This is a genomic window from Enterobacter sp. SA187, assembly GCF_001888805.2.
Classification (GTDB): domain Bacteria; phylum Pseudomonadota; class Gammaproteobacteria; order Enterobacterales; family Enterobacteriaceae; genus Enterobacter_D.
Genome location: NZ_CP019113.1, coordinates 1,732,637 through 1,753,788 on the forward strand (window position 1 = coordinate 1,732,637; position 21,152 = coordinate 1,753,788).

At 43.6% G+C, this 21,152-nt stretch carries 14 protein-coding genes and 2 pseudogenes; 7 read left to right on the forward strand and 9 right to left on the reverse strand.

Translation table 11 applies throughout. The features are described from left to right. Nucleotides 1-2: 2 nt before the first annotated feature. Genes dptG through BMF08_RS08295 form a run of 3 tightly spaced genes read left to right on the forward strand, consistent with a single transcriptional unit; the run spans nucleotide 3 to nucleotide 7,211 of the window. The gene (dptG, locus tag BMF08_RS08285) at nucleotides 3-1,325 is read left to right on the forward strand and encodes a DNA phosphorothioation-dependent restriction protein DptG (RefSeq protein ID WP_072570813.1); all 1,323 of its coding nucleotides are present in this window, start codon (nucleotides 3-5) and stop codon (nucleotides 1,323-1,325) included. After that, the gene (dptH, locus tag BMF08_RS08290; RefSeq protein ID WP_072570386.1) at nucleotides 1,306-6,393 is read left to right on the forward strand and encodes a DNA phosphorothioation-dependent restriction protein DptH; all 5,088 of its coding nucleotides are present in this window, start codon (nucleotides 1,306-1,308) and stop codon (nucleotides 6,391-6,393) included. The genes dptG and dptH overlap by 20 nt, the downstream gene beginning before the upstream one ends. Then, entirely contained in the window at nucleotides 6,390-7,211 is an 822-nt protein-coding gene (locus tag BMF08_RS08295) for a restriction endonuclease (RefSeq protein WP_072570387.1), read from the forward strand. Before dptH ends, BMF08_RS08295 begins: the two co-directional genes overlap by 4 nt. A gap of 32 nt (nucleotides 7,212-7,243) precedes the next feature. Here the strand turns inward: BMF08_RS08295 and BMF08_RS08300 are convergent, their stop codons facing one another. The 8 genes and pseudogenes from BMF08_RS08300 to BMF08_RS21335 all read right to left on the reverse strand — a co-directional run bounded on the left by BMF08_RS08300 (nucleotide 7,244) and on the right by BMF08_RS21335 (nucleotide 15,184). After that, complete coding sequence (locus tag BMF08_RS08300) at nucleotides 7,244-7,864, reverse strand: hypothetical protein (RefSeq protein ID WP_072570388.1); 621 nt, start codon at nucleotides 7,862-7,864, stop codon at nucleotides 7,244-7,246. Between the two features lie 49 nt (nucleotides 7,865-7,913). Beyond that, nucleotides 7,914-8,267 (reverse strand): DNA sulfur modification protein DndE, encoded by a 354-nt coding sequence (dndE, locus tag BMF08_RS08305; RefSeq protein ID WP_072570389.1) that lies wholly within the window; start codon nucleotides 8,265-8,267, stop codon nucleotides 7,914-7,916. After that, nucleotides 8,267-10,267 (reverse strand): DNA sulfur modification protein DndD, encoded by a 2,001-nt coding sequence (dndD, locus tag BMF08_RS08310; protein WP_072570390.1) that lies wholly within the window; start codon nucleotides 10,265-10,267, stop codon nucleotides 8,267-8,269. The genes dndE and dndD overlap by 1 nt, the downstream gene beginning before the upstream one ends. Further along, nucleotides 10,257-11,891: a DNA phosphorothioation system sulfurtransferase DndC gene (dndC, locus tag BMF08_RS08315; RefSeq protein ID WP_072570391.1), complete on the reverse strand. Its 1,635-nt coding sequence runs from the start codon at nucleotides 11,889-11,891 to the stop codon at nucleotides 10,257-10,259. The genes dndD and dndC overlap by 11 nt, the downstream gene beginning before the upstream one ends. Continuing rightward, a complete protein-coding gene (gene dndB, locus BMF08_RS08320; protein ID WP_072570392.1) occupies nucleotides 11,888-12,973 on the reverse strand; it encodes a DNA sulfur modification protein DndB in 1,086 nt (361 codons plus the stop codon). Before dndB ends, dndC begins: the two co-directional genes overlap by 4 nt. Nucleotides 12,974-13,118: 145 nt before the next feature. Further along, nucleotides 13,119-14,613 (reverse strand): annotated as a pseudogene (locus BMF08_RS21330) (ParB family protein). Between the two features lie 76 nt (nucleotides 14,614-14,689). Beyond that, on the reverse strand, nucleotides 14,690-14,824 hold the full coding sequence (locus tag BMF08_RS08335; RefSeq protein ID WP_072570393.1) for an AlpA family phage regulatory protein: 135 nt from the start codon (nucleotides 14,822-14,824) through the stop codon (nucleotides 14,690-14,692). 138 nt (nucleotides 14,825-14,962) lie between these two features. After that, nucleotides 14,963-15,184, reverse strand: coding sequence for a hypothetical protein (locus BMF08_RS21335; RefSeq protein ID WP_234007218.1), 222 nt, complete (start codon nucleotides 15,182-15,184; stop codon nucleotides 14,963-14,965). Between the two features lie 850 nt (nucleotides 15,185-16,034). Between BMF08_RS21335 and BMF08_RS08345 the strand changes: the two genes are divergently transcribed. From BMF08_RS08345 to BMF08_RS08355, 3 genes and pseudogenes are all read left to right on the forward strand, one after another. Continuing rightward, nucleotides 16,035-18,152 (forward strand): DNA sulfur modification protein DndB, encoded by a 2,118-nt coding sequence (locus BMF08_RS08345; RefSeq protein WP_072570394.1) that lies wholly within the window; start codon nucleotides 16,035-16,037, stop codon nucleotides 18,150-18,152. A gap of 5 nt (nucleotides 18,153-18,157) precedes the next feature. After that, entirely contained in the window at nucleotides 18,158-19,297 is a 1,140-nt protein-coding gene (locus tag BMF08_RS08350) for a hypothetical protein (protein WP_072570395.1), read from the forward strand. A gap of 362 nt (nucleotides 19,298-19,659) precedes the next feature. After that, nucleotides 19,660-20,082, forward strand: a pseudogene (locus tag BMF08_RS08355) (VOC family protein). A gap of 176 nt (nucleotides 20,083-20,258) precedes the next feature. On the opposite strand, the gene BMF08_RS08360 reads toward BMF08_RS08355, so the two are convergent. Then, nucleotides 20,259-20,534: a helix-turn-helix domain-containing protein gene (locus BMF08_RS08360; protein ID WP_072570396.1), complete on the reverse strand. Its 276-nt coding sequence runs from the start codon at nucleotides 20,532-20,534 to the stop codon at nucleotides 20,259-20,261. A 285-nt stretch (nucleotides 20,535-20,819) separates the two neighbouring features. Here BMF08_RS08360 and BMF08_RS08365 point away from each other — a divergent pair, with 285 nt between their 5' ends. Next, nucleotides 20,820-21,143 (forward strand): helix-turn-helix domain-containing protein, encoded by a 324-nt coding sequence (locus tag BMF08_RS08365; protein WP_072570397.1) that lies wholly within the window; start codon nucleotides 20,820-20,822, stop codon nucleotides 21,141-21,143. Nucleotides 21,144-21,152: the final 9 nt, after the last annotated feature.

Below are 21,152 nucleotides of genomic sequence, written 5' to 3' on the forward strand. Positions count from 1 at the left end.
TGGTGTACCCTATCGCATCAACTTTAAAAGTTGGTAATAATCAGGTAGATAGCTACTTGCCTGTTCGCAACAAGAACAATGAAATCAATTGGCAATTTGTTACTGGGTTAGTGCTTAGCTATGCGCTAAAACGTAAAATAGAAGCCTACGATCCAGATCAATTTCGTGATGATTGTAAAAGTCACTTACAAACACTGCTTGATGAGCCAGAATTTTGGTCGGTGCTTGAGCGGATGTACTTTTCCAGCCAGGATATCTTCCGTGTTTCGCCGCTATTTTTATTGTTTCACGCTCAATTTTCTGGTGAAAAACTGATCGCAGGTTCAACGGCTGATAAACGCCTTGGAACATTGTTCTCTAATTTAATGGGCAATTTCAGTCTTACTTACCCGATTGAGGACAAACTAAATTTCATTGAGCAACAAATCTTGAATAAACTCAATGAAAAAATAAAACTGCTCGGGAAAGGTCCATTTGCCGAAGAGCAACCTTATCTCCCTTATATGGCATTATGCTTTCAGGCTGACCTGGAGTTTCTGGCGGAGCACCCGCAGTATCTCTTACAAGAATTAACTAATACACTGCGTTTGTACGCTTTTAGCTGGTGTGCTCAATTAGCACTTAATTTGGACAGTTGGCAAGATGGCGAGCCACAGAGCAAGTCTTTATTTTTCATTCTGGACAGTGAAAAAGCCAGCTCTGAACGAGAAAAAGTTAAACGATATGGATATAAGTTATTTGCTAGCCAGAGTGAAAAGCTTTTTCCAGTACTTTCTGCACTAGAAATTTTGCAGTGGGGAAAAGGGGAGAAAAAACGTCCTCTTTGGCAAATTTATCAAGATAGTCTGAATAATTCAGAGTCTTCTTCACAAGTATTACATCATCTAAATAACTATTTACATGATTTTATCGAGGATCGCGGTCTTGAGCTTCGTGAACCTGCTACCAGTCTGGAGCATGCTTTCAAGCAACTAATTACTGTCGCCATTGAGCAATTTCAGGGTAAAAAGTCTGATCGTGCAACAGTAAACCGAAAATACGTTAATGAATTAGAAAATGAAATATGCATTGACTTCATTCAGGTAAGAGGTCGAGCAGGTAAAGTGTTAGTTTTAAATCAGGACCGTTTATTATTACTGACTAACCTTACGGTTGGTAAAAATGACAAACTCCGCCTACATGAACTGTTGCGCGGTTTTGAACAGCGCGGTTTTTATCTGGATAACCAGTCGGCGCAAACGCTGGTGGCGTTTTATGAACGCATGGGAAATGTAGAGCGAATGAGTGATAGTGGAGATGCCGTATATGTCCGTAAAACAGTATGAAACTTATCTGGCGGAAACCTTTATTGAATGGGTTGGCGGCATTATCCAGGCAGGTGAACGTTACCAGTTCAAATGTCCCGATCCTGGTAATGCTTTAAAACTTTGGCAAGCTTTTATCGATCTTGCAGGCGAAAATCAACTTGAGTCTGAGCCGGGACAACACCTGGCATATGTCTCTTGCGATAGTGTGATGCTGATTCCTGTCTTGCATGGCGCTGACGCTCCTGCATTCACGGAAAATTATATTTCCCATCTGCGAGATGTGGTTGCAGGCCGCAGTGGAGCTTTTTCCCAAACAGCACTGTTGATCATACATAACAGTATGCTCGATACATTGATTAATAGTACGAAAGATGTGGCTGCTCCAGATGCAATCTGGTACCCGCAAACCTTTAGCCATCAGCTTGAAAAACTCATTACATCTGATAATAAGCGTGCTGAATTGACCCGCTGTTTGCTGGAGGATCAACTGGCGACGGTACTGGATGAAGGCGCGACCGTATTTGGTTTCTCGTCGCTGTATCGCTTGCTGGATGATGGTAATCTGGATTTCTCCGAGCTTCATCTTTTTAAAGATGATGAACTTCTGAACTATAGCCAGAAGCAGCTACGCACTCGACTGAATGAAAACCGGAAATTATATCGCCAGATTGAAGACAGTGTTGAACGCTACGGTGGGCAGCTGGAGAATGTGCTGCCTGAGTTTAGTACAAAATTCATTCAGGAGCATTTTTACGACAAAGATGACTGGCGTGAGCTCGATTTCTCCGATTATAGGAAAGAGAAAGAACAGAATAATGAACAAAAACTGGTGCTGGAGAACGTTTCCGTCGAAAACGGCGAGATTTGGCAACGGGCGAAAAGCGCCAGTAAAGCAGGAAAACGTGACATCAGCCTGCTGGTGCAGGTACAGCCAGGACAATCAAAGGCTGAGCTGGAGTTCAGTTTTCAGGGTAATGATCTTCAGGATAACCAGATAAAGATTGCCCATAATCGCCAGTTAAAGAATGCACCTTTCTGGCGCACCAGTCGGGCAGGCGGCAAGACTTCCCGCATTATGGCGTCGGTGCCTTTTGACGGGCATCCCTGCTTTTTTAGTCTCGAATTGACCAACCGTAATAATTCAGCCGAAGAGTATAAATTTCGCCTGTTGTTGGTCGAGCAGGGGCAATTCTGGCTAAACGATATTCAGCACTGCTACCGCGTTGAGCCAGGTAAAGACCAAATAACCCTGCAACTAGAAGATAACACGCTGCGTATTGCCGAGTCTGGCAACCTAACCTGTATGTTGGATGACGAGAGCGAAGACATCGACTGCCAGCATTATGCTCAGGTGGATTTTGAGACGCTGGCAAATCAAAGTGACCTAGTTCAGTTTGCGATCGTTTCCGGTGATTCCCGTCTGTCGTTTAACATCGAGGGGCCGGGAGCAGAAGAAGGGCTAACGCTGCCGCTGCTTTTTGACCAAAGTCGTTTCAATAAGTTGTTCAAAGAAGAGGGCAATGCAACCTGGAACCGACTAAAAGGGCGCATCATTCTTGATAATACTGAACACAAGGTCGTCGGTGTACGCCAGCAGCTGTTGATACTGGAAGCCTCATTAATTGAGCAACGTCTGCTGGGTACGGGAAGTGACAATAGCGAGTTTGCGCTGGATGAACTTCTTGCCAGTTACCCCGATCTCCATAACGCCTATGAGCAGTTATTTGCCTACTATCAACGTCATAGCACCCTGGCGAGTTTGGTGTCGTGGTCAACGGAGTACCGCACGCTGGTTAGTAACATTGTTAGTACGTTTGAACAGGCACTACAGCAAATCGGTCTGAGCAGAGCGCTGATAGCACAGGAGAAACGTCTTCTGCATCTGGGGGTCTGCCGCAATGATAGCCATGAGCGCCTCTCTCCGCTACATCCACTAGTACTGGCCTACCATTTACAATTGGCAGAAACTATCGTTGCGGAGACGGAACAGCACGATTCGGCTTCATTTGCCACACTACCGGCGATTACTCTTGATCGCCTGATGGTGTCTGGCTTAATGCCGTTTGTTTACCACAGTGAGCATGAATATGCGCAACTACAGCCAGTAGAGGAAAACCGCTTCTGGATTGATGTCGTCCCCCAGCGCCAGGTTAGTCATGACTACGTTAAGCGTCTGGTAAAAGACAAACTCAATGAATTCACTGACGCCTACGCTCGATTGTTCCAGAACGCCGGAAACGATGCTTTAGTTATCAATGCCATTAATCAGGGAAATGCTAAAGAGCTATTTTTAGGGTTAGTGGAATATTTTAAACAGGAAAAAGAGCACGCTATTTCGGTGCATGTGAACTGTTACGACGAACGCTTGCTACCCAATATGTTCGATCACTTTGCCGAAAGTAGCAGCTATGAACAGCTTAAAAACGATCTTGATCTAAACAGCGGCGCATGGCGGGCGGAAGCTGATATGCTGATTGACTTGCTGCGCAGCCGATTAACGTTTAGCAAGTTTGTCCTGCCATCAGAAAGTGAGAAATTGGCCTATGCGCACCTGGCTTTTTTCACCAACACGGCACCGGTCGATTGCCGCCAAATCCGCATTGAAGATGCGTCCAGTGGGGTATTATGTCATGGGCTTATCGCCGGAGAGGGGGCTGAGATTCAGGGGGATGCCTACTTTACCGCATTTGGCCTGCGTAATGTGGATACTGAATCCTACTACGCCCTGCGTCTTGCCCGACTAATCGGCTGCCTGTGGCAGCCCGCACGTCAAAGCAACAGCCAGTATCATGGACAAGGGATCGGCCTGGCTGTGAGTGGCAATTTTAAACAGCTGCTCAATTACTCCTACAATAGTGCGCTCTGGACCACCATCATTGATCCTAAAGTCACCCTCGACTTTTTCACTAGTCAGAAAGATGTAGTGCTCATCCACTATTCTGACCAATACACCAGTTGTGCAGGCTACGATGCCGTCACCGTCACGAAGCAGGTTGATTTGTTCCTGCGGTTGCTTCAGACCGGAAACCAGTCAGGGCAACCTGCTGTTGACAGTCAGCATTTGCTGGCTGAATTTAACGCCTTTAATGGCGAATGGTTGCTGAAAATGCTGCGCTCCAGTGAAAGGGAGCGGAAAGAGAAACACGGTATTATAGGCGCGTACAAATTTGTGCAATCCATGCTGCACCAGTCCGATATTTGCTGGATACCATTATCGGTGGCCGAAATGATCCGCGTTTCCGGCAATGTCGGCCTGAAAATGAAAGAGAGCGATTTATCGAGAAATTTACAGGGTTATCGTAAAGGTGCTATCTCTGATGATGTGCTCTTTGTTGGTTTCAAAGAAAACCGCCTCTATCTGTTGCCGCTGGAAGTTAAAACCGGGGCGCGTCCTGATTACAGCTATGCAGGCCAACAGGCTCGTGAGCTCAAACGTTATTTACAGCAGGACATTCTGGAACCACAAACGCTGGCATCACAATTGTACCGGGCGCTCTTTATTCGTCAGGTGCTGATGCAGGTGGAGAAACTGCGCCTGTATGGCGTACTGGACAGCGAAAAATTGACTCCCTTGCTGGAACGACGGGAATGGTGGTTAACGGGCGACTATCAGTTAGGTGAGTTGGCCGACTATGCGGACGGCTTCGTCGTGGCGCATGTAGACAGCGCAACCTGTTTCGATCTCTCCTATAAAGAGACAGCGGAGAATATCTTACAGATCGAAATCCCTTATTCACTGCTGCCTTCGTTGATTGCTGCGCAAGGGGATGAACCACCGTTGGCGGAACGTTACCGGGTGCCGGAAAAATACCGGCTTAAGCCAGCGTGTGATGCCAGTCCGTCACAACCCGAAGTCGTGGTAGAAGTCACAACGCCGTCTGCTGCACAGTCCATTTCGGAACCTGAGTCGGAGTCGTTACAGCCTGCTGTACCGGTGGTGACACCAGATATTAGCGATACTCCATTACAGATCCTGTTTGGTCATGATGCTGCGCGCCAGAGCCCATTACATTGGGAGCCAACCAACACCGCCAAGTTCATGAATACCAATACCGGCATTATTGGAACAATGGGCACCGGTAAAACCCAGTTTACTAAATCGCTGGTCACACAGTTGATGCGTAATCAGTCTTGTAACGTTGATGGTAAACCTATTGGTTTGCTGATCTTCGACTACAAATCCGATTATGTGGATGAGGCTTTTCTTGATGCCACGGGTGCTAAAAAGTACAAGTTATTTAAGCTGCCTTACAACCCCTTATCTCTGTTTGGCGACACGCCAATGCTACCAATCCATACTGCAGGTGGACTATCGGAAACGATGGCTAAAGCCTATGGGCTGGGCCATAAGCAGCAGCTCAAATTAGAAAATCTGATTTTAGAATGCTACGAAGCAGCGGGGATTTCACCTGAAGATCCGACAACATGGTCAAGGACTGCGCCGACGATTGAAGATGTATGGCAACGTTTCCTCAATCAGGAAAAGGTTGAAGAAGATTCACTTTACGCAGCTCTTTCAAAACTGGCGCGTTACAAGATATTCGAGACTATCCCGGAGAAGATGACCAGCTTGTACGAATTGATTGACGGCGTCACCGTGATCGAACTGGCTGGTTACCCGCCAGAAGTGCAAAACCTGGTAGTCGCGCTCACGCTGGATCTGTTTTACGCGCAGATGCAAAAGCGCGGTAAACCAGTCGTGCGGGGAGATTATCGTCAGCTCACCAAAATGATTCTGGTGGACGAAGCCGATAACTTTATGCGTCAGGATTTTTCCAGCCTCCGGAAGATCCTTAAAGAGGGCCGTGAGTATGGCGTTGGTGCGATCCTGTCAACTCAGGAGATAACCCACTTTAAGACTGGTGAAAATAACTATGCCTCATATATCTTAACTTGGGTGATCCATCGTGTTTCCGAGATTAGGAATGCGGATATTAAGGCGGTATTTAACGTCGATGATAAAGGTGAGCAGGAGTCTTTAATGGGAAAGATTCGGCAGCTTGAGAAGCATTTTAGCCTGTATGTGGATGGGGATAAGCGGGTTAAGAAGATGCGTGATCGGGCATTTTGGGAGTTAGCTAAATGACAATTATTGAAGCTATCGTAAATGTATTAAAGGAGCATGGAAAACCTTTATCACATAAAGATATTTATGATTTCATCATAAATAAAGAATATTACTCATTTGGTGCAAAAGATCCAGTATCTGTAGTTCGTGGTGAAATTCGAAAGCATTGTTATGGAGTTGATTTCCCAAGTGCATCACCACGGAAAATATTTATTGAGGTTAAATCTGTAGGGCAATCAAAGCCACTATACAATTTATGGCAGGGACACGTATCAAATGCTAGCCCTCTTAAAACTGAAAAGGTAACAAAAGATCAGCTACCAGAAGAGATAATTCATGGGAAGTATATTGAACATATTAAAACCATAAAAGAGCAATTGCTTGATGCTATTAATTCTTCGGATCCAGCTTTCTTTGAGAGCCTTGTAGTTACACTTCTATTAAAAATGGGTTATGGGTGGCACGAGTCTGAGGCAGGTAAGGTAGTTGGTGGCGCTGGGGATGAGGGCATAGATGGCATTATTAATGAAGATAAATTAGGCTTAGAAAAAATATATATCCAAGCTAAAAGGTATAATAATAAAAAAGTACCATCTAGTGAAATTAGAGAGTTTATTGGCTCGATGAACCAAAAAGGAGCACACAAAGGGGTATTTTTTTCATCTTCATGCTTTACCGAACAGGCAATTAATAGTGCAGAAAAAGCACAAGGCATGAATATCACTCTTGTTGATGGTGGACAGTTATGTGAATATTTGGTCCAAAATGGCATGGGGGTTGCAAAGGTAAGTACATATGAAATTTATGAAATAGATAAAAATTTCTTTGATTTATAAAGTTAATATAAAATGGGGTCTCCCCCATTTTATTAAATTTGTTTTTTTATCTCGTCCTTGAAATCTCGTATTTTATTGAAGAAACAGTTTTTTATCGTATCTAATTCGTTTCTTATTTTCCCAATTTTATCAGAAATCTCCTTGCATTTTTCAGTATTGGGATTTTCATCGCTTGTTTCAAAATCTATTATAAGCTTCCTTAGTTCTACGGTTTTTTCCTTATAACTATCTACACATTTTTTAGGTTCAAAAGCGCCTATTGAATGTAAGAGGCTGGAAGCCATGTTTTGTTCTTTAAAAGCAGGGTAAACCTTTTCAGAGGACTGTTTTTCTTTATCACTAAAGCTTCCATCTAATGGTTTACTACTAGGATCGCTCAATGTTTTATACTTTCTATGTTTGTTCGAAGCATATAACTCCACAGCATCGGAAAATAAGCAAAAACAATCGAAGGCTTTATATAATAGATCTACTTCTTTTTCATAAACTTTGCTACGAGCAGTTTGATTAGGTGTTTTAAAAAAAATATAACAGGTTAAAAGTATTATTGCCACGGAGCTAATTAAACTCCCTATGGAGGTCACGTAATCTACCCAATCTTTGGTGGTAACTATTTCTGTTAGTTCTTTGATCTGATCGAAAGTAATTTCCATTTTATTTCCTTAATAGCCAGTGCATAACGCACTGGCATAATAGTTATCATTACAATGAAATTAACAAGTCTCTTAAATTTCGATGGTTTCTAACTGAAGCGATTCCATCCTCAACATGTGCTGCCCATGCTTTAATTATCAATTTTTGGTCGAGCTTAGGATAAAGCATCTTCAATACCAATTCTGTAGTCTGCAATGTTTCCCCCAGCCACGTTATTTTATCCAGCACCAGAGAGCCATCCAGCTTCTTACTATCCCGCTCAGGCGAATAACGAAACTCACTCTCCACCGAGCGGAAAAATGCCAGTCGAGCCGCGACATTGGGCGTAATCCCAGTGTATCCCTTTAACTTTTTAAGCTGGTCTTCAGTTTGACGACTAAGCACCATTCGATTCGGGAGCATCAGATAGCCTCCTTAGTTAATTCCCAAAAATAACCAGGTTTAAGCGTAGATGATTTTGAATGTGCATTAAACACAATCTCATAAGCATGCGAAATATCATCACGTAACTGATCGACAAAATAACGCTCATCCACTTCCGTATCGGTAGACAGTAGCACTACCTGATGGCTGGCAAACGGGAAATAGTGATTAATCAACTTATCTCTATGTTGGGAATCCAGACGCCCTAATGGAGTATCGATAATCACCGGTAAATCACGGCCTGAGGTTTTTGCCAAAGCCTCAAGAATCGCAATTGCATAAATCTGCTTTTCACCAGCAGAAAGTAGCTTACGGTTTATGACGGAACCCTGTTCATTAATCAGCTCCACGTCAAACGTTTCCGGGTTAATATGCGCGCTAAGTTGCAAATCTTCTTTACGGGCTAATTTGCGATAGGCGCTTTCGAAATTCGCTGACAGTGTTTTCACTCTTGCCTGTGTTAATACATCACTGTATCGGTCGAGTAAATTAATCGTTTCCTGCGCGTTTTTAAAGGCGCTACTGAAGCCATGCTGACTGCGGGCAACATCATGCATTTTTTGTACCTGACGTACGCATTCCAGTTGCTGTTGCTTAACCTTTTTAGCGTCTTCCAACAATGAAAGATATTTTTGCCGCTGTTTTTCACGTTGTTTATCCAGTTCGCGTAGCTTCTCAAAGAGATCCATTAACTGGTCATCTTCTGGGGCGCGGGCAATGTTGGCGGCAGCTTGTTCTAATTGCTGTTCAATCTCTGATAACTGGGTACGGTAAAGATCGAAACGTTGCCATGCCTTTTTGCTGTCTTGTTCAATCGACTGCTGGAGCATACCGGCTTCACGTTCAGAGATATCAAACAACAAATCGCCTTTAGGCTTGGTTGCCATATACTCTTTCAAATTATCGGTAATCGCTTCCGTAGCAATTTTACTGGTGGTACTAGAACGCAATGCGATATCGTTTTTAAGCTGAGCTAAAAACTGTTCCAGCTCTTTTTCAAAACTCTGAGTTTGCTTAATCTGAGTTTCATCAGCAATTTTCCCCAGCAAACGAGCTAATGTCTTCGGGGCTAGCGCATAAGGTAGCGACCCATCACATTCCTGCCGCAGTGCTTTTTCCAGACGCTCCTTATCTTTCAGCAAAGTATCAACTTTCTGTTTTTCTTGCGCTTTAGTCTGAGCAAATGCGCCGCCCTGTGCATTCAATAAACCTTCATAGCGGATTATATCTTTAGACAGAAACTCAATCCGCGATTTGGCAAAATCGGCGCTTTCCAGTAATTCTTCTGTCTGGCAGGCTAATTCTTTACTTTGTTTTTCAAGCTCTGCAATCTGCTGTTGTTGAGATCCTACTAACTGATTGGATTGCTGACGCTTAACAAAAATCATTAAGTCATTGCGTAGTTTAGAAATTAGATCCAGGCCTAATAAACGACGCACGGCAGTGCGAAGAATATTGCCGGATTCATCTTCCGCCAGCTCCGCAATTTTCTCGCCATCAAAAAAGAACAGATCGGCAATGCCATGCGGAATTAATTCATTAAGAAACCCCTGGCACTGATCGTAATCCAGCTCACTGAGTGGCACCCCATCCTGTTGCAAAGAAAGGCGGTCTTTCTTCCCCTTTTTCCATGCTCGCGTAACGGTAAACTCCGCTTCATGGCCGCCTTTATTGTAGGTAAAGGTCAATTCAACAGCCGCTTCTTCAGGTTGCTCACTATAGTACGCGCCGCTGTGAATTAACGAGCTAAGCTGTTCAATATATTCCTGTTGCTGAGTCGCAAGTCCAAATGCCAGCCGACCATACAACGCCAGACGGATCGCCGACAGAATCGACGTTTTTCCCGCACCGTTTAAACCACCAAACAGCACAATAGGGCGATGATTCACTTCATGTGGGCGCTTTCTTGGAGCCAGATCAATGGTGTGAGTACCGTTAAATACCCGAAAATTATGTAATACTAGTTGTTTAATGAGCACGTTCGTTTTCCTCCTCGACTAAAACAGAGGATTCGCTTGAATCGACAATTCTGCGCTGTAGAACCTGAAGTTCAGCTTCCAGCCTGGTGACTTCTTCCTGATGAATATCCCGGTCGTTACGTTTTTGTAGCGCTGCCTGTTGCTGCTGGATCTTTTCGAGACTGCCCCAATCCTGTTTTAGAATTGTACCTAGCTTGTCAAAAATCCCTTGGCGACGGCTTAGCCCTTCCATTGATACTTCCAGTTCAATTAGCTTCATGACCATTTCGGGGGCAACGTCAAACCCCTGAGCTATCTGCACCAATAAATCTGCATCGCTGGCGTCAAAGCGTGATTGATCATCAACTATCCAGTCCAGATCCCGCTGATAAACGTCATGGTAAATACCGGGTAATGTGTCATACCAGTCTGGTTCATTAGGATCTTTCAGCCATTCCTGACGGATAGCGTGCAGCTCCGGCTGGGTAATTAGCGTAATGGTATGGCCCTGGGCATTCAAATCACGCTCAATCTCCAGCAGTGTTTTCAGCCACTGCTGGCGATACTTCAGCCAGTAAGGGCCGGGAACATGCTTACGTTCGGCACTAATTTCTTCGCCATCTTTGGCATACTGATAACTGACCTTGCCAGTACGACGCTTATAGTTACGAAACGTATCTTTATTTACTGGGTCGGTGGTAAACGCCAGTAGATCGCGATATTTCAGCAGCGGAGACATCCACTCTTCGCCATTCTTAATCAGGCTCTCCATCGCTTTATCTTTGGTGACTACGGTACAGGTCCAGCAGCCAAAGCGGGAGTTACCACAGGAAGGGGTGCTTTCATCGATCACCAGTGGACATTCACCCTGTGCGGAAGAGTCCATATACAGCGTCCACAGCGGACGGTTGTTTCCGCCCCACGGGCTTTCCCATTCGTCGATATCTTCAGGGGCATAACGGAACGCGCCGCGCAACAGCTTCCAGACGTCTTCTACATCCCAGGTATCAATAGGGGTATAGATAAACGCATTTGCCAGCGTAGTATGTCGGGCCAGGCGTGAGCCATCAATTTTGTGCTTTGCTATGACCTGCGCACGGGAGGCACTCTCGCTACTACGTGAGCCAAGGACAACAATCACTTCATCAAACTGGCTGACCTTATCTTTAATAAAGTCGCTCACCGGATTGATTTTCATACGCTCGGTACACCAGCGAAAACTACGGGTTGGCGCTGGATAACCTTTCCCAAGCAGATTTACCCAGAAGGTTTCATTGGTTTTTGGCGTAACCGCATGCTGAGTGATAGGAAGGCCATTTCGTTTAGCTCCAGCCTCTATCTGCAACATGGTTTTTTTTATCAGATCAACCACCACCGGTGTTTCAACCAGCGTATCGGATGACACCAAAAAAACATCTTTGCTGCGCATTTCCGGAGGCAGGCCGAGCAAGGCCAGATACACCAGCGTGATCACAGCGGAAGAATCTTTCCCGCCGCTGTAGCCAATTACCCACGGACGCTTATCCGCACAATAAATTCTTTGAACCTCAGCAACATATTCGGCCAGAGGGCGTCCAGCGAACTGTTCCTGATTAATAAAATCTTCGTATTCGGCCAAATCGTAGGCCTGAACTAATTTACTCATGAGACAACCATTTGAGCTTCAAGCTCCTGTTCTTCAGGAGTGAGGGGGATTGAGAGCGCGGTTTTTAGCGCATTACAGGTTAACTGAATCGATACGCTAGTCTTGCTCAGTTTACCATGCTGCATTGCTCGCTTAATCAATTCTGGGTTGCTTTTTCGCCAGTCAAAAGTCTTGAGCACAGCGATTCTCAGCTGCCAGTGTTCTGGTTCTTCAGTCAGGAGTGAGCGGCCCAACATTCCTAATGCCTGAAGGCCAATACCATGCGCGTGTACATAATCTTGTCTCAACTGTGCAGGTGAAACTTCTTTTCTGGCAGCAAGTTGCCAGTCTGGCATAACCTGAGCGATCGCCTGCCAATACTGCGTAGCAATATTTGTATTCTCTTCAAGACTGCCATCTTTGGGATCTTTACCTAGCAGCGCTCGTGTCGCCTGTTTGATACTGCTTAAGGTAAACAGCTTGTTTGAGAGCGTACTGATGCTAGATTTTTCTAACTCTGTAAGCCCTATAAATGGTTCAACTGACATCGCTAGATAACGTGCAAGATTAGAACTGATGTCGCGGTGATCATACAACGTTGATAATGAAGGACTTGGACGGATCGCGTATTTGTTCAAGTCTGCGAACATTTGCTGACTACGTTTTAATCCTTCGTCGACAAAAAAGAGCACAGGGATATTATCCTGTCCTAATTCTGGACGTTCTTCCAGCGCGTTTTCAATGGCCTTTCGACGATGTTGTCCATCGTTTATGAGTATCTGTGCTTCCATCGGGACGCGTAACATTCCGAGGTTATTTGAGCCAGGAAACTCATCAAATTGGACATCAATTGCTATTGATGCGGTTAAGGCTGAAAAAACATAGTCTTTCGGATTTTCAAGAAGATATCTCACCATCTCGGGGATTCGAGACTTATTTAGGATACGCTGAGCCCGTAGCTCTGGTGGGACTTCATTCTCATCGAAGTTGAAGATCTTAGGTATGATTCGCATAGGGCAGGTAGCGATATAAAATGGGCGACCTGCCTGAATCCCACGCACAGCAGGGAATGAGTAACAATAATCTGCGTCAAAAGGCTGCATTGTTATGTCCCTTTAAAATATAAGAAAATGATTACGTAATATTTTACGTAATCAACAGGCATTTTTGAATTTTTTTAACGTAAATAATTCTTTTTTATAGTAGGTGACTGACTTTGTTACTATATACATGTATTACCATAGACTTTTACCTTGGCATCATCCTCTCTACTTGCTTGGCACCGTTCTTAACATCTTTACTTCCCGCAGAGATGACCCGGGTCACAGCCACGACAACTCTCACCCCCGCCCATGTCAGCGCCCCAAGCCAGTACGCAGGCAGCACCACAAACATGGTTCCCATCACGATCAAATCATCAGAAGTGTTCTGTAAGCCGTACAGGTAGAAATGCGAAGCTCTCGCTATAAATCATCTCCATCAGCCAGCTATCCAACCAACCGGCCAGCTCCCACCAGAAGGTAAGCAAGAACAGGGCGAATTGCACGAAGCTCAGCGTAACCACGGTTTTTAATTCCCACGCAGAGAACAGCAGAGTCACAGGAATACAAATCACAAGGGCCATTCCAAGGAATGCCTGCAGCATCGGCAACGCCTGGCGCACGCTGTCGAAAGCAGGGAAAAAGCGAGGCTGGAAACCGACATTCCGGCGATACTCCCCAACCACTTAATGCTTGCGATGCATTCAAGTTATCTCCCGCATTCCCGCCAAACCCGTTGTACACTCGCCCATCCTGCGACACCTGCATATTGCGTGGGCTCACCATTGAGCGTAGTACCACTTCTTCATATTCCTCTTTCGACTGCTCCAGTTTTGCAGCCGCTGCCAGAGCGTCGTATCGACCTGCTTCAGTAGTCGATTTTTCAGCCCCGCATCATCATCGGACCACCATTTCTTACACACTGGATAGCCACCACCACCCGTATCACCCAAACCGTCATCGCGGCTGGCGTCATAAGGCCAGGCGGCGAGCGCGGTGCTGAACAGGTCGGCAAATTGGCATCCCAGCGCCATCAGTTTGGTCCAAGCCTATTCCGCCGCGCTGCGTAGCGCCAGCAGGCGGTCGATAACCTTATGGATAAGACCACTGTACAGCGCGTTGGGAATGCAGGGCAGCAGCCAGTCTACGGTCTGTAGTATCCGGCTGATTTGCGACAGGCTGACGGGATAGCCATCGCGGGTGAGTTGCTCCGCTAGCGTCAATTGCGTCAGGCATCCAATGCCTGCCTCGTGGTAAAGATCGCGCAGATGCAGAATACCTTCCGCCCGTTCGATAAACATCAATCCGTTATGCAGATCGCTTTCCTCCAGATGGTCGAGCAGGCACTGGAATTTGCCCTGCTGCGTTGACAGCGTTTCGGGCCGCGGACGAAACGGCCAGCAGACGCGGTGGTAACGTTCATCCTGCGTCTCCTGCCACAGTTCATTGAGGATGGCGAGGCGCGTATTCCCACCGCTGGCGAGCATATACTTTTCATCACCGGGACGACGGGTCAATACCGGCGGGTTATCCAGCCCACGGGTGTGAAATAACGCTTTCAGTGCCTCATAGCCGGGGTTGCGGATGACGCGGGGATTGAGGCGAAACGGCTGGATTTGCTCTAGGCTGACCTGGACCATTTCCTCTTTTCCGGTAGTGCTGGCACCGTGAAGCCAGCGATTCAGCAGGTGTGAGGCGCACATAATCTTCCTCAGGTATTCAGACATCACGGGTAAGCCGGATGCGCTGGTGGATCCAGGCATCCACCTTGCTTTCCAGCTAGGCGACGTGGCGGCTGTTGAGTCGGATGGACGGCGGAAACTGTTGCAGCTGGATTTGCCGATAAATCCATGATTTACCGAAGCCGATTTTGTCTTCCACCAGGCGTAAGCGTAAAAATTTGCCGCTATTCATAATCATTCCTTCTATGTCCAGATTCGCTCACATCAACACGATGGGTGTGGTTATCGAAGAAGCAGCGTCCCTGCCAAGCAGTAAAAATCCTTATCTGGGTTAGTGAGAGTTGATAGTTGAAAGGATTAGTTGATTGCGTTACGGCGGTGCGCCGCGCTGGAGCGCGGTATTCAGCGCTTCGGGGCTCAGCGGCAGGTGCATACCATCCTCACGTGCCCAGCATTCAAAAATGTTCAGCAATTTGTAGGAATGCTCCAGCATTTCATCTTTCAGTTGCGGGTTGTGCTTGCAGTCCAGCCATAGAAAACGGGAAAGCGTGGAAGTGATCCGCTCTTTTGATTCTGGTTGATAGTGATCCAAAAAAGCCTCCAGCTGGGTATGGCGGATGACGAACAGTGCGTAAGGAGGTAGCGTGTCCTACAGGGAGCAGTCGGACAGACTGAGCCGGGAATTAAGGTCATTGGGGCCATTACCATGGAGTTGGCCAATCAGCAGACGCAGCTCTTTCTGAAGATTGTTTTGCGTGGCGAGCAGTTCCAGTAAAAGCCCTCACAACGATTTGCGGCAGCAGAGTTAGTAGTAGCTGTCATTCTTATCGCTGACCACAATGTTAATCTGGTTGCATCGGGGCAAAGGCGATTCAACATTTTCTTCAGATGCTGGTGGAGCAGTAGGCGCTCAAGGCCGATTAACGGCAAATTCCACAGGTAGCTGGTGGTCAGTAGCAGAGTCGCGTCGCGTCTGCCGGCGACATGTTTACCATCGCTTTGCAGTTGCCGGGTTTGATGCACTACGAAGGTGGAAAGAGAGATTTATTGCTCCGGCAGGCAAAGCGGCAAGGTGGATTGAGTGATTTAAGAAGTACGGGCGAAGGGAAGTAGACTGAGAGTGGCAGATCGCCGTGCAGGGCATGGCGGATCTGGTCGACAGGCAGCAAAGTGATATCGTGCTGTCGGATGACTTCTGCGGCCTCGTCCAGCGTCAGCCACTCAGGGTGGATTTTGTGATTAACCATAAATTACCTCTTTTATTTTTTTGTAAAAATGATGATTTTTGCGTGATCCCTCGCAATGATGTCACCTATAATGTTGATAATTATATTTTTTTGTATTACATGTAGTGAACATTCATTAATTCTAGCTTAGGTCTGGGGATGGCCACTAACCCTTGGGCGGTAGCGTGACTATTGCAAATTTGAATCGAGGTCAAAATGTCTACTAATGATGCATTCGGCATTTTTAATCAGGAAGATATATATTTCTTCAAAAAAACAGGTTCTTTTGGACGTTTTTCTACAATAAATAGTTTTCCAATTGAGTATTTTTTAACTTCAATGAAGGCCAGTGAATTACATCAATTGACTTTTGCTAGGGAAATTAAGCCTGGGGATAAAATAGACTTTGATCAACTGTTACAGCGGGATTTAGATTTGGTTAGAGTAGAAACTGAAATTAAACCTTATCTTACAAACAACGACTCTAAGTCAAGGACAATATTTTTTCCACCTTTACTTGTTGCCGCAATCCCAGTATCAAAAAATACAATGGAAGAATATTATAGCCAGCAGCAAATTGATAAAATATCTATAGGGGGGCGTGAAGGTTATCTTAGGAAATGGGATGGCTTATTCAAGCTTACTCATTTAGAGGATCGAAATTATACAATCACGCCGTCCTTAGCGGATAAGAACAACTCAATTAACGTAGCAAGAGAACCTACTCAAATTGAAATTAATCTATCCAATGGGATTGAACGAGGGATAAAACTAATAGTCATAGATGGTCAGCACCGCTTAAAAGCTCTTCAGGAAGTTTATGCTGAAAATGGAGACTCGTTGAGTGAAATGGCTGTACCTGTATGTATATTATTTTCACCTGACTCGACTTTAGAGGTGGCTCAGTCTGTAGAACAGACTAAACATGTGATACCAAAAGTTCCAGAGATATTTAGACAGTTATTTGTCGACGTCAATAAAAATGCTGAGCAGGTCGGCGGGCATTTTAATATCTTGCTTTCAGAAGGCAATATGGGGAGCCTAATCTGTCGAAGTTTTTGTTCCTTTGTCTTATCTAAAAGAGGTATTGAGGGACTTGCACAAATTGAATGGAATCAAAAGAAGAAGAAACTCTCAACAGAAATTAATCGTAGTTACTATCTGACTAGTATTGGTGTAATAGAAAAAGCGTTGGCTGAAACATTCGGTAAAAATAAATTTGTAAATGAGTACTTTATAGGTTTTGATGAAATTAAATATATCGTTCATCCATCTGAAAATGATGACCATCTAGAATTTCCAAAGGTTTCATGGGATAGGTTTTCGTTGTCACAAAAGAAACATATTTTATCTCAAATTTTGAAAAATGTTGTTCCACTATTAGAAAGATTATTTTTCGAAAGTAATCTCTTTAAGCCTGCAAATGATTGTTTTATTAAAGAGATAGCTCGATTAAGGGATAAGTCCGAAACAGACTCTCATGGTGGAATTGCATTTAAACCTGTTATGGAAAATTTACTGGAATATATGCCAATTCCAGATACTGAAAGATATAGAGATGCTAGACATAATCTAAGACTATTTGAAGAAGATGTTAAAAACTGTAAGAAAGAACAGTGTTTTACCTTTTTAAACCATGCAATTTTCCAACGAGCAATATTTTTGGTCTGGAGTGACATATTAAAAATAGGAAATAGAGTTGGTTTAACAAAAGAATTTTCAAATAATTTCTTCTTTCAATTGATTGATGAACTTGATAATAAAGTTGATGAGCTTATTGACTTCAGGAAAAGTTTTTGCCAAAATTTTATTTTTCTTTCAAATAGAATTAATCCTACTAATGAAGTGCGCAACGGTATATCATATTTAATTTTATCAATGCTTTCTAATAAAAAAGTACGTGAACGATTATCAGCTTCTGTAATTAATACCGATAACGATAAACTTTTAAATTCTTTTAATGAAGAATTAAGGAATTTATCTTATTCTTGTCTTAACAAGTATATGGCTTCATATCGTAAAAATAAGACAAAGGTATTTAAAACTAATTATCCAATAGATAATTCAATAGATAATGAGTTACGAAATCTATTACAAGAAGAAGAAATTAAAAAGAAAAGAGAAATGAAAGATTATAAGGACGGAATTATCTCTAAAGATCAAATTACTAGTAAATTTGATTTTTTAGTGGATGATTATGTTAAAAAAGATATTATAAATGTCCAAAATGATCTTAGAAGTGCTTTAAACCTTGAATTAGATGTGTTTGGTTTAAATGATATTTCTCCAGAGTTAGTTGAAGAGGCTAGTGAGTTCGAGTCTTTGGATGAATGAATTCTATGGAAATGTTATGTGTTAACCTCAATAGATTTTATAATGACTCTGATGTTTTTGAGATCCTCGAGGAGGATCTCAAATCAAAAGTAGTTGATTTCATCATAATTAATGGAGATAAAGATGTATATAATAAGATAGCTAGTTATTTAATATCACCTAAAATTTATGTTGGTTTTTCACCATTAAATAAAAATGATTTAAATGGGTTGTGTTTGTTATTAAGTTATCTTAATGGGGGTTCAGACTATAATTTGGATTTTTACGAGGAAGATAATATTCAGACAAAGGAGCAGAATCCGTTGGCTGCATCATTTATTGATTATCTTGAATCCAAAGATATTGAATCAGTCATATACAATACCCGAGAGATTCAAAAAAATATAAGTCTATATTATTCTTCAATTCCGAATATTGAAAAGAATCTAAAACCATACATTGATTATAACATTGTTATTTTTTCATTGTATAAAACATCTATTGGTATCTGTCGTTACAATGAGATGGAAAAAGATCTGTATAGGTCATTAAGAAACGCGACAATATCCAATCGTTTAAATGCCGCATTGTGTGATGCTTATAAAAACTGCCCTGATTTGTTTGATATAGTAAAGTGCATTGAAAATTACCTAGTAATGGTTAAAGCCAATAATATTGATGCATTAATTTTTTACGTGGCATTATTCTTGAATTTATCTTTATTTAATAAGAATAGGAATGAATATTGTATTGCTTATCTTTATTTGCAGAGGGCTGTGGAAACAGCATTAATTTACCACTATTTGGATAATAATGTAATTGAAGTAAATGATTATGGTGGATTGTCTTTCAAAGGTGATGTTAATGAAATACATGGTGTTGGTGAGTTGATTAAGGAATACTTTTCCAGAAGGAAAGATAATGAATTGAGCAAAAAAATATGGAAGCTAAACTCTTTGAGAAATAAAATGCTATTGGCTCATGGTTATTACACGCCTTCAGGTGTGGACTACGATGATTTATATTGCGCGGTTAAAGAATTTGTTCTGATTATTATAAGTTCAGATGAGTCTAAAGCTTTTTATGAAAAAGTATTGAATGGATTAAAACCCATTGGTAAAGAAAAAATAAAAACAGAGTTATCATTTGCTCTTCTTAATAATTAAATATAAATTGGTTATTTTTTAATATCTTTGTTGAGGTTCTTTAGGTATGCTATATTTAATGGATGGTGAAATAGTAATTTATTCTTGGGGATTTAATGGATAATACAGGCATGTTTAACAACTTAAATATAATTTTCTTGACCATGAATATTAGTTATAGTTCCAGCCTGCGCAGTTAGAGTATATGCGTATGGTTAAAGGTTCGGAATGGAGAGAATGCATCGGCATTCATCACGAGTAAACGTAATTATATTCATTCAATCCTTTCTACAATATGGCTTAAGAGAATAAATGCCACCTTATTATGCCACTTCTTTGGATTGCTGCTGCAATAGTTAACGATTAAACATATAGGTATCCCTATGCTTCAATCTCTGAACCACTTAACGCTTGCCGCCAGTAATTTGCAGGGCAGCCTGAGCTTCTGGCGCGATTTGTTAGGGTTGCAGCTAGATGCTGAGTGGGATACCGACGCATACCTTACCTGTAGTGACCTTTGGATCTGTCTTTCTTATGACGTATCCCGTAACTACGTGGCCCCGCAGGAAAGCGACGACACACATTACGCACTCAACGTCACGCCAAAGGATTTTGAGCCGTTCTCATATAAGCTGGAACAGGCGGGAGTGACATTCTATAAAGACAACAAAAGCGAAGGGAAATCTTTCTAAATTCTTGACCCGAATGGCCACAAGCTGGAGCTGCATTTGAGAAATTTAGCATCTCGGCTGGCGCAATGCCGGGAGAAGCCGCATTCTGAAATCCGTTTCGGTCCTGGAAAATAATCACGCAATTTTCTGATCTTCCATGCAGTATTCAATTTTATGCCTCGTTTTGGGGCAAGCTCTCAAAATAAAATCTCATAATCCATTAATATTAAATAAATTAAATAAAGGAAAATCCCGCCTTCGTACCACTCAAAGCCGCCACCGGCGGCTTTAATGCTCTTACCTCAGACCCACTATGCTTCACTCTTTCCCTTATCACCAACTCCTCTCATCAACCCCCGCCTGTCCACCTTCTTCCCATCCTTCCCCACATATCTTTCGGGCCATATCACGCTCGGATCCACCCCCAGCGCCTCCGCAATCAAATGCTCCCCTTTAGGCCACGGACGCGTAAGCGCATTCGCCAGCGTGGAGGAACTCAATCCCGAAGCGCGCGACAGCGCTGCCAGTGACGTTCCTTTTTTACGTAAGCCTGCGATGATATCTGCCGAATGCCAACCTGTTGTCATAATCCCTCCTGACGTGTCATGTAAGTAAAACCGTTACCGCATAAATGCTACGTTATTCGTAGTATGGAGTCTAAACCTAAAACTACGAATTTCGTAGTTATGCGGATCGACCGAGATTTTTATGAAATAGAGTGCAAAGGCTGTGAGGTGTATGGAAGGCGCTACGCAATATTGAATTTCTGAAAATCACAGCCTTTGCGCCAGACCAGCTAACTGCCTGAACTGAAATCAATACTACGTTTCTCGTAGTATCTGCCGGCTGGTAAAACTACGACTATCGTAGCCATGAAAATTACCAGCAATTACTCCGACATCTTTTGCCAGCGCCTCAAGGCAGCGCGTCTCGCGAAAGGGCTATCACAAAAAAGTCTTGGCATACGTGCCGGGATAGATGAGTTTGTGGCGAGTACCCGCATCAATCGTTATGAGAAGGGCGTGCATCAGGCCAGTATCGAAACGGCGCAGCAGCTTGCCGCCGCGCTGGAGGTTCCCCTCGCATATTTCTACATGGCAGATGATGAGTTAGCAGAACTCACACTTCATTGGGCTACGCTCTCTGGTGCTGACAAAACGCAGATCCTTGCTCTGGTAAAGAGCAAGTCCGGTTAAACCTCCGTA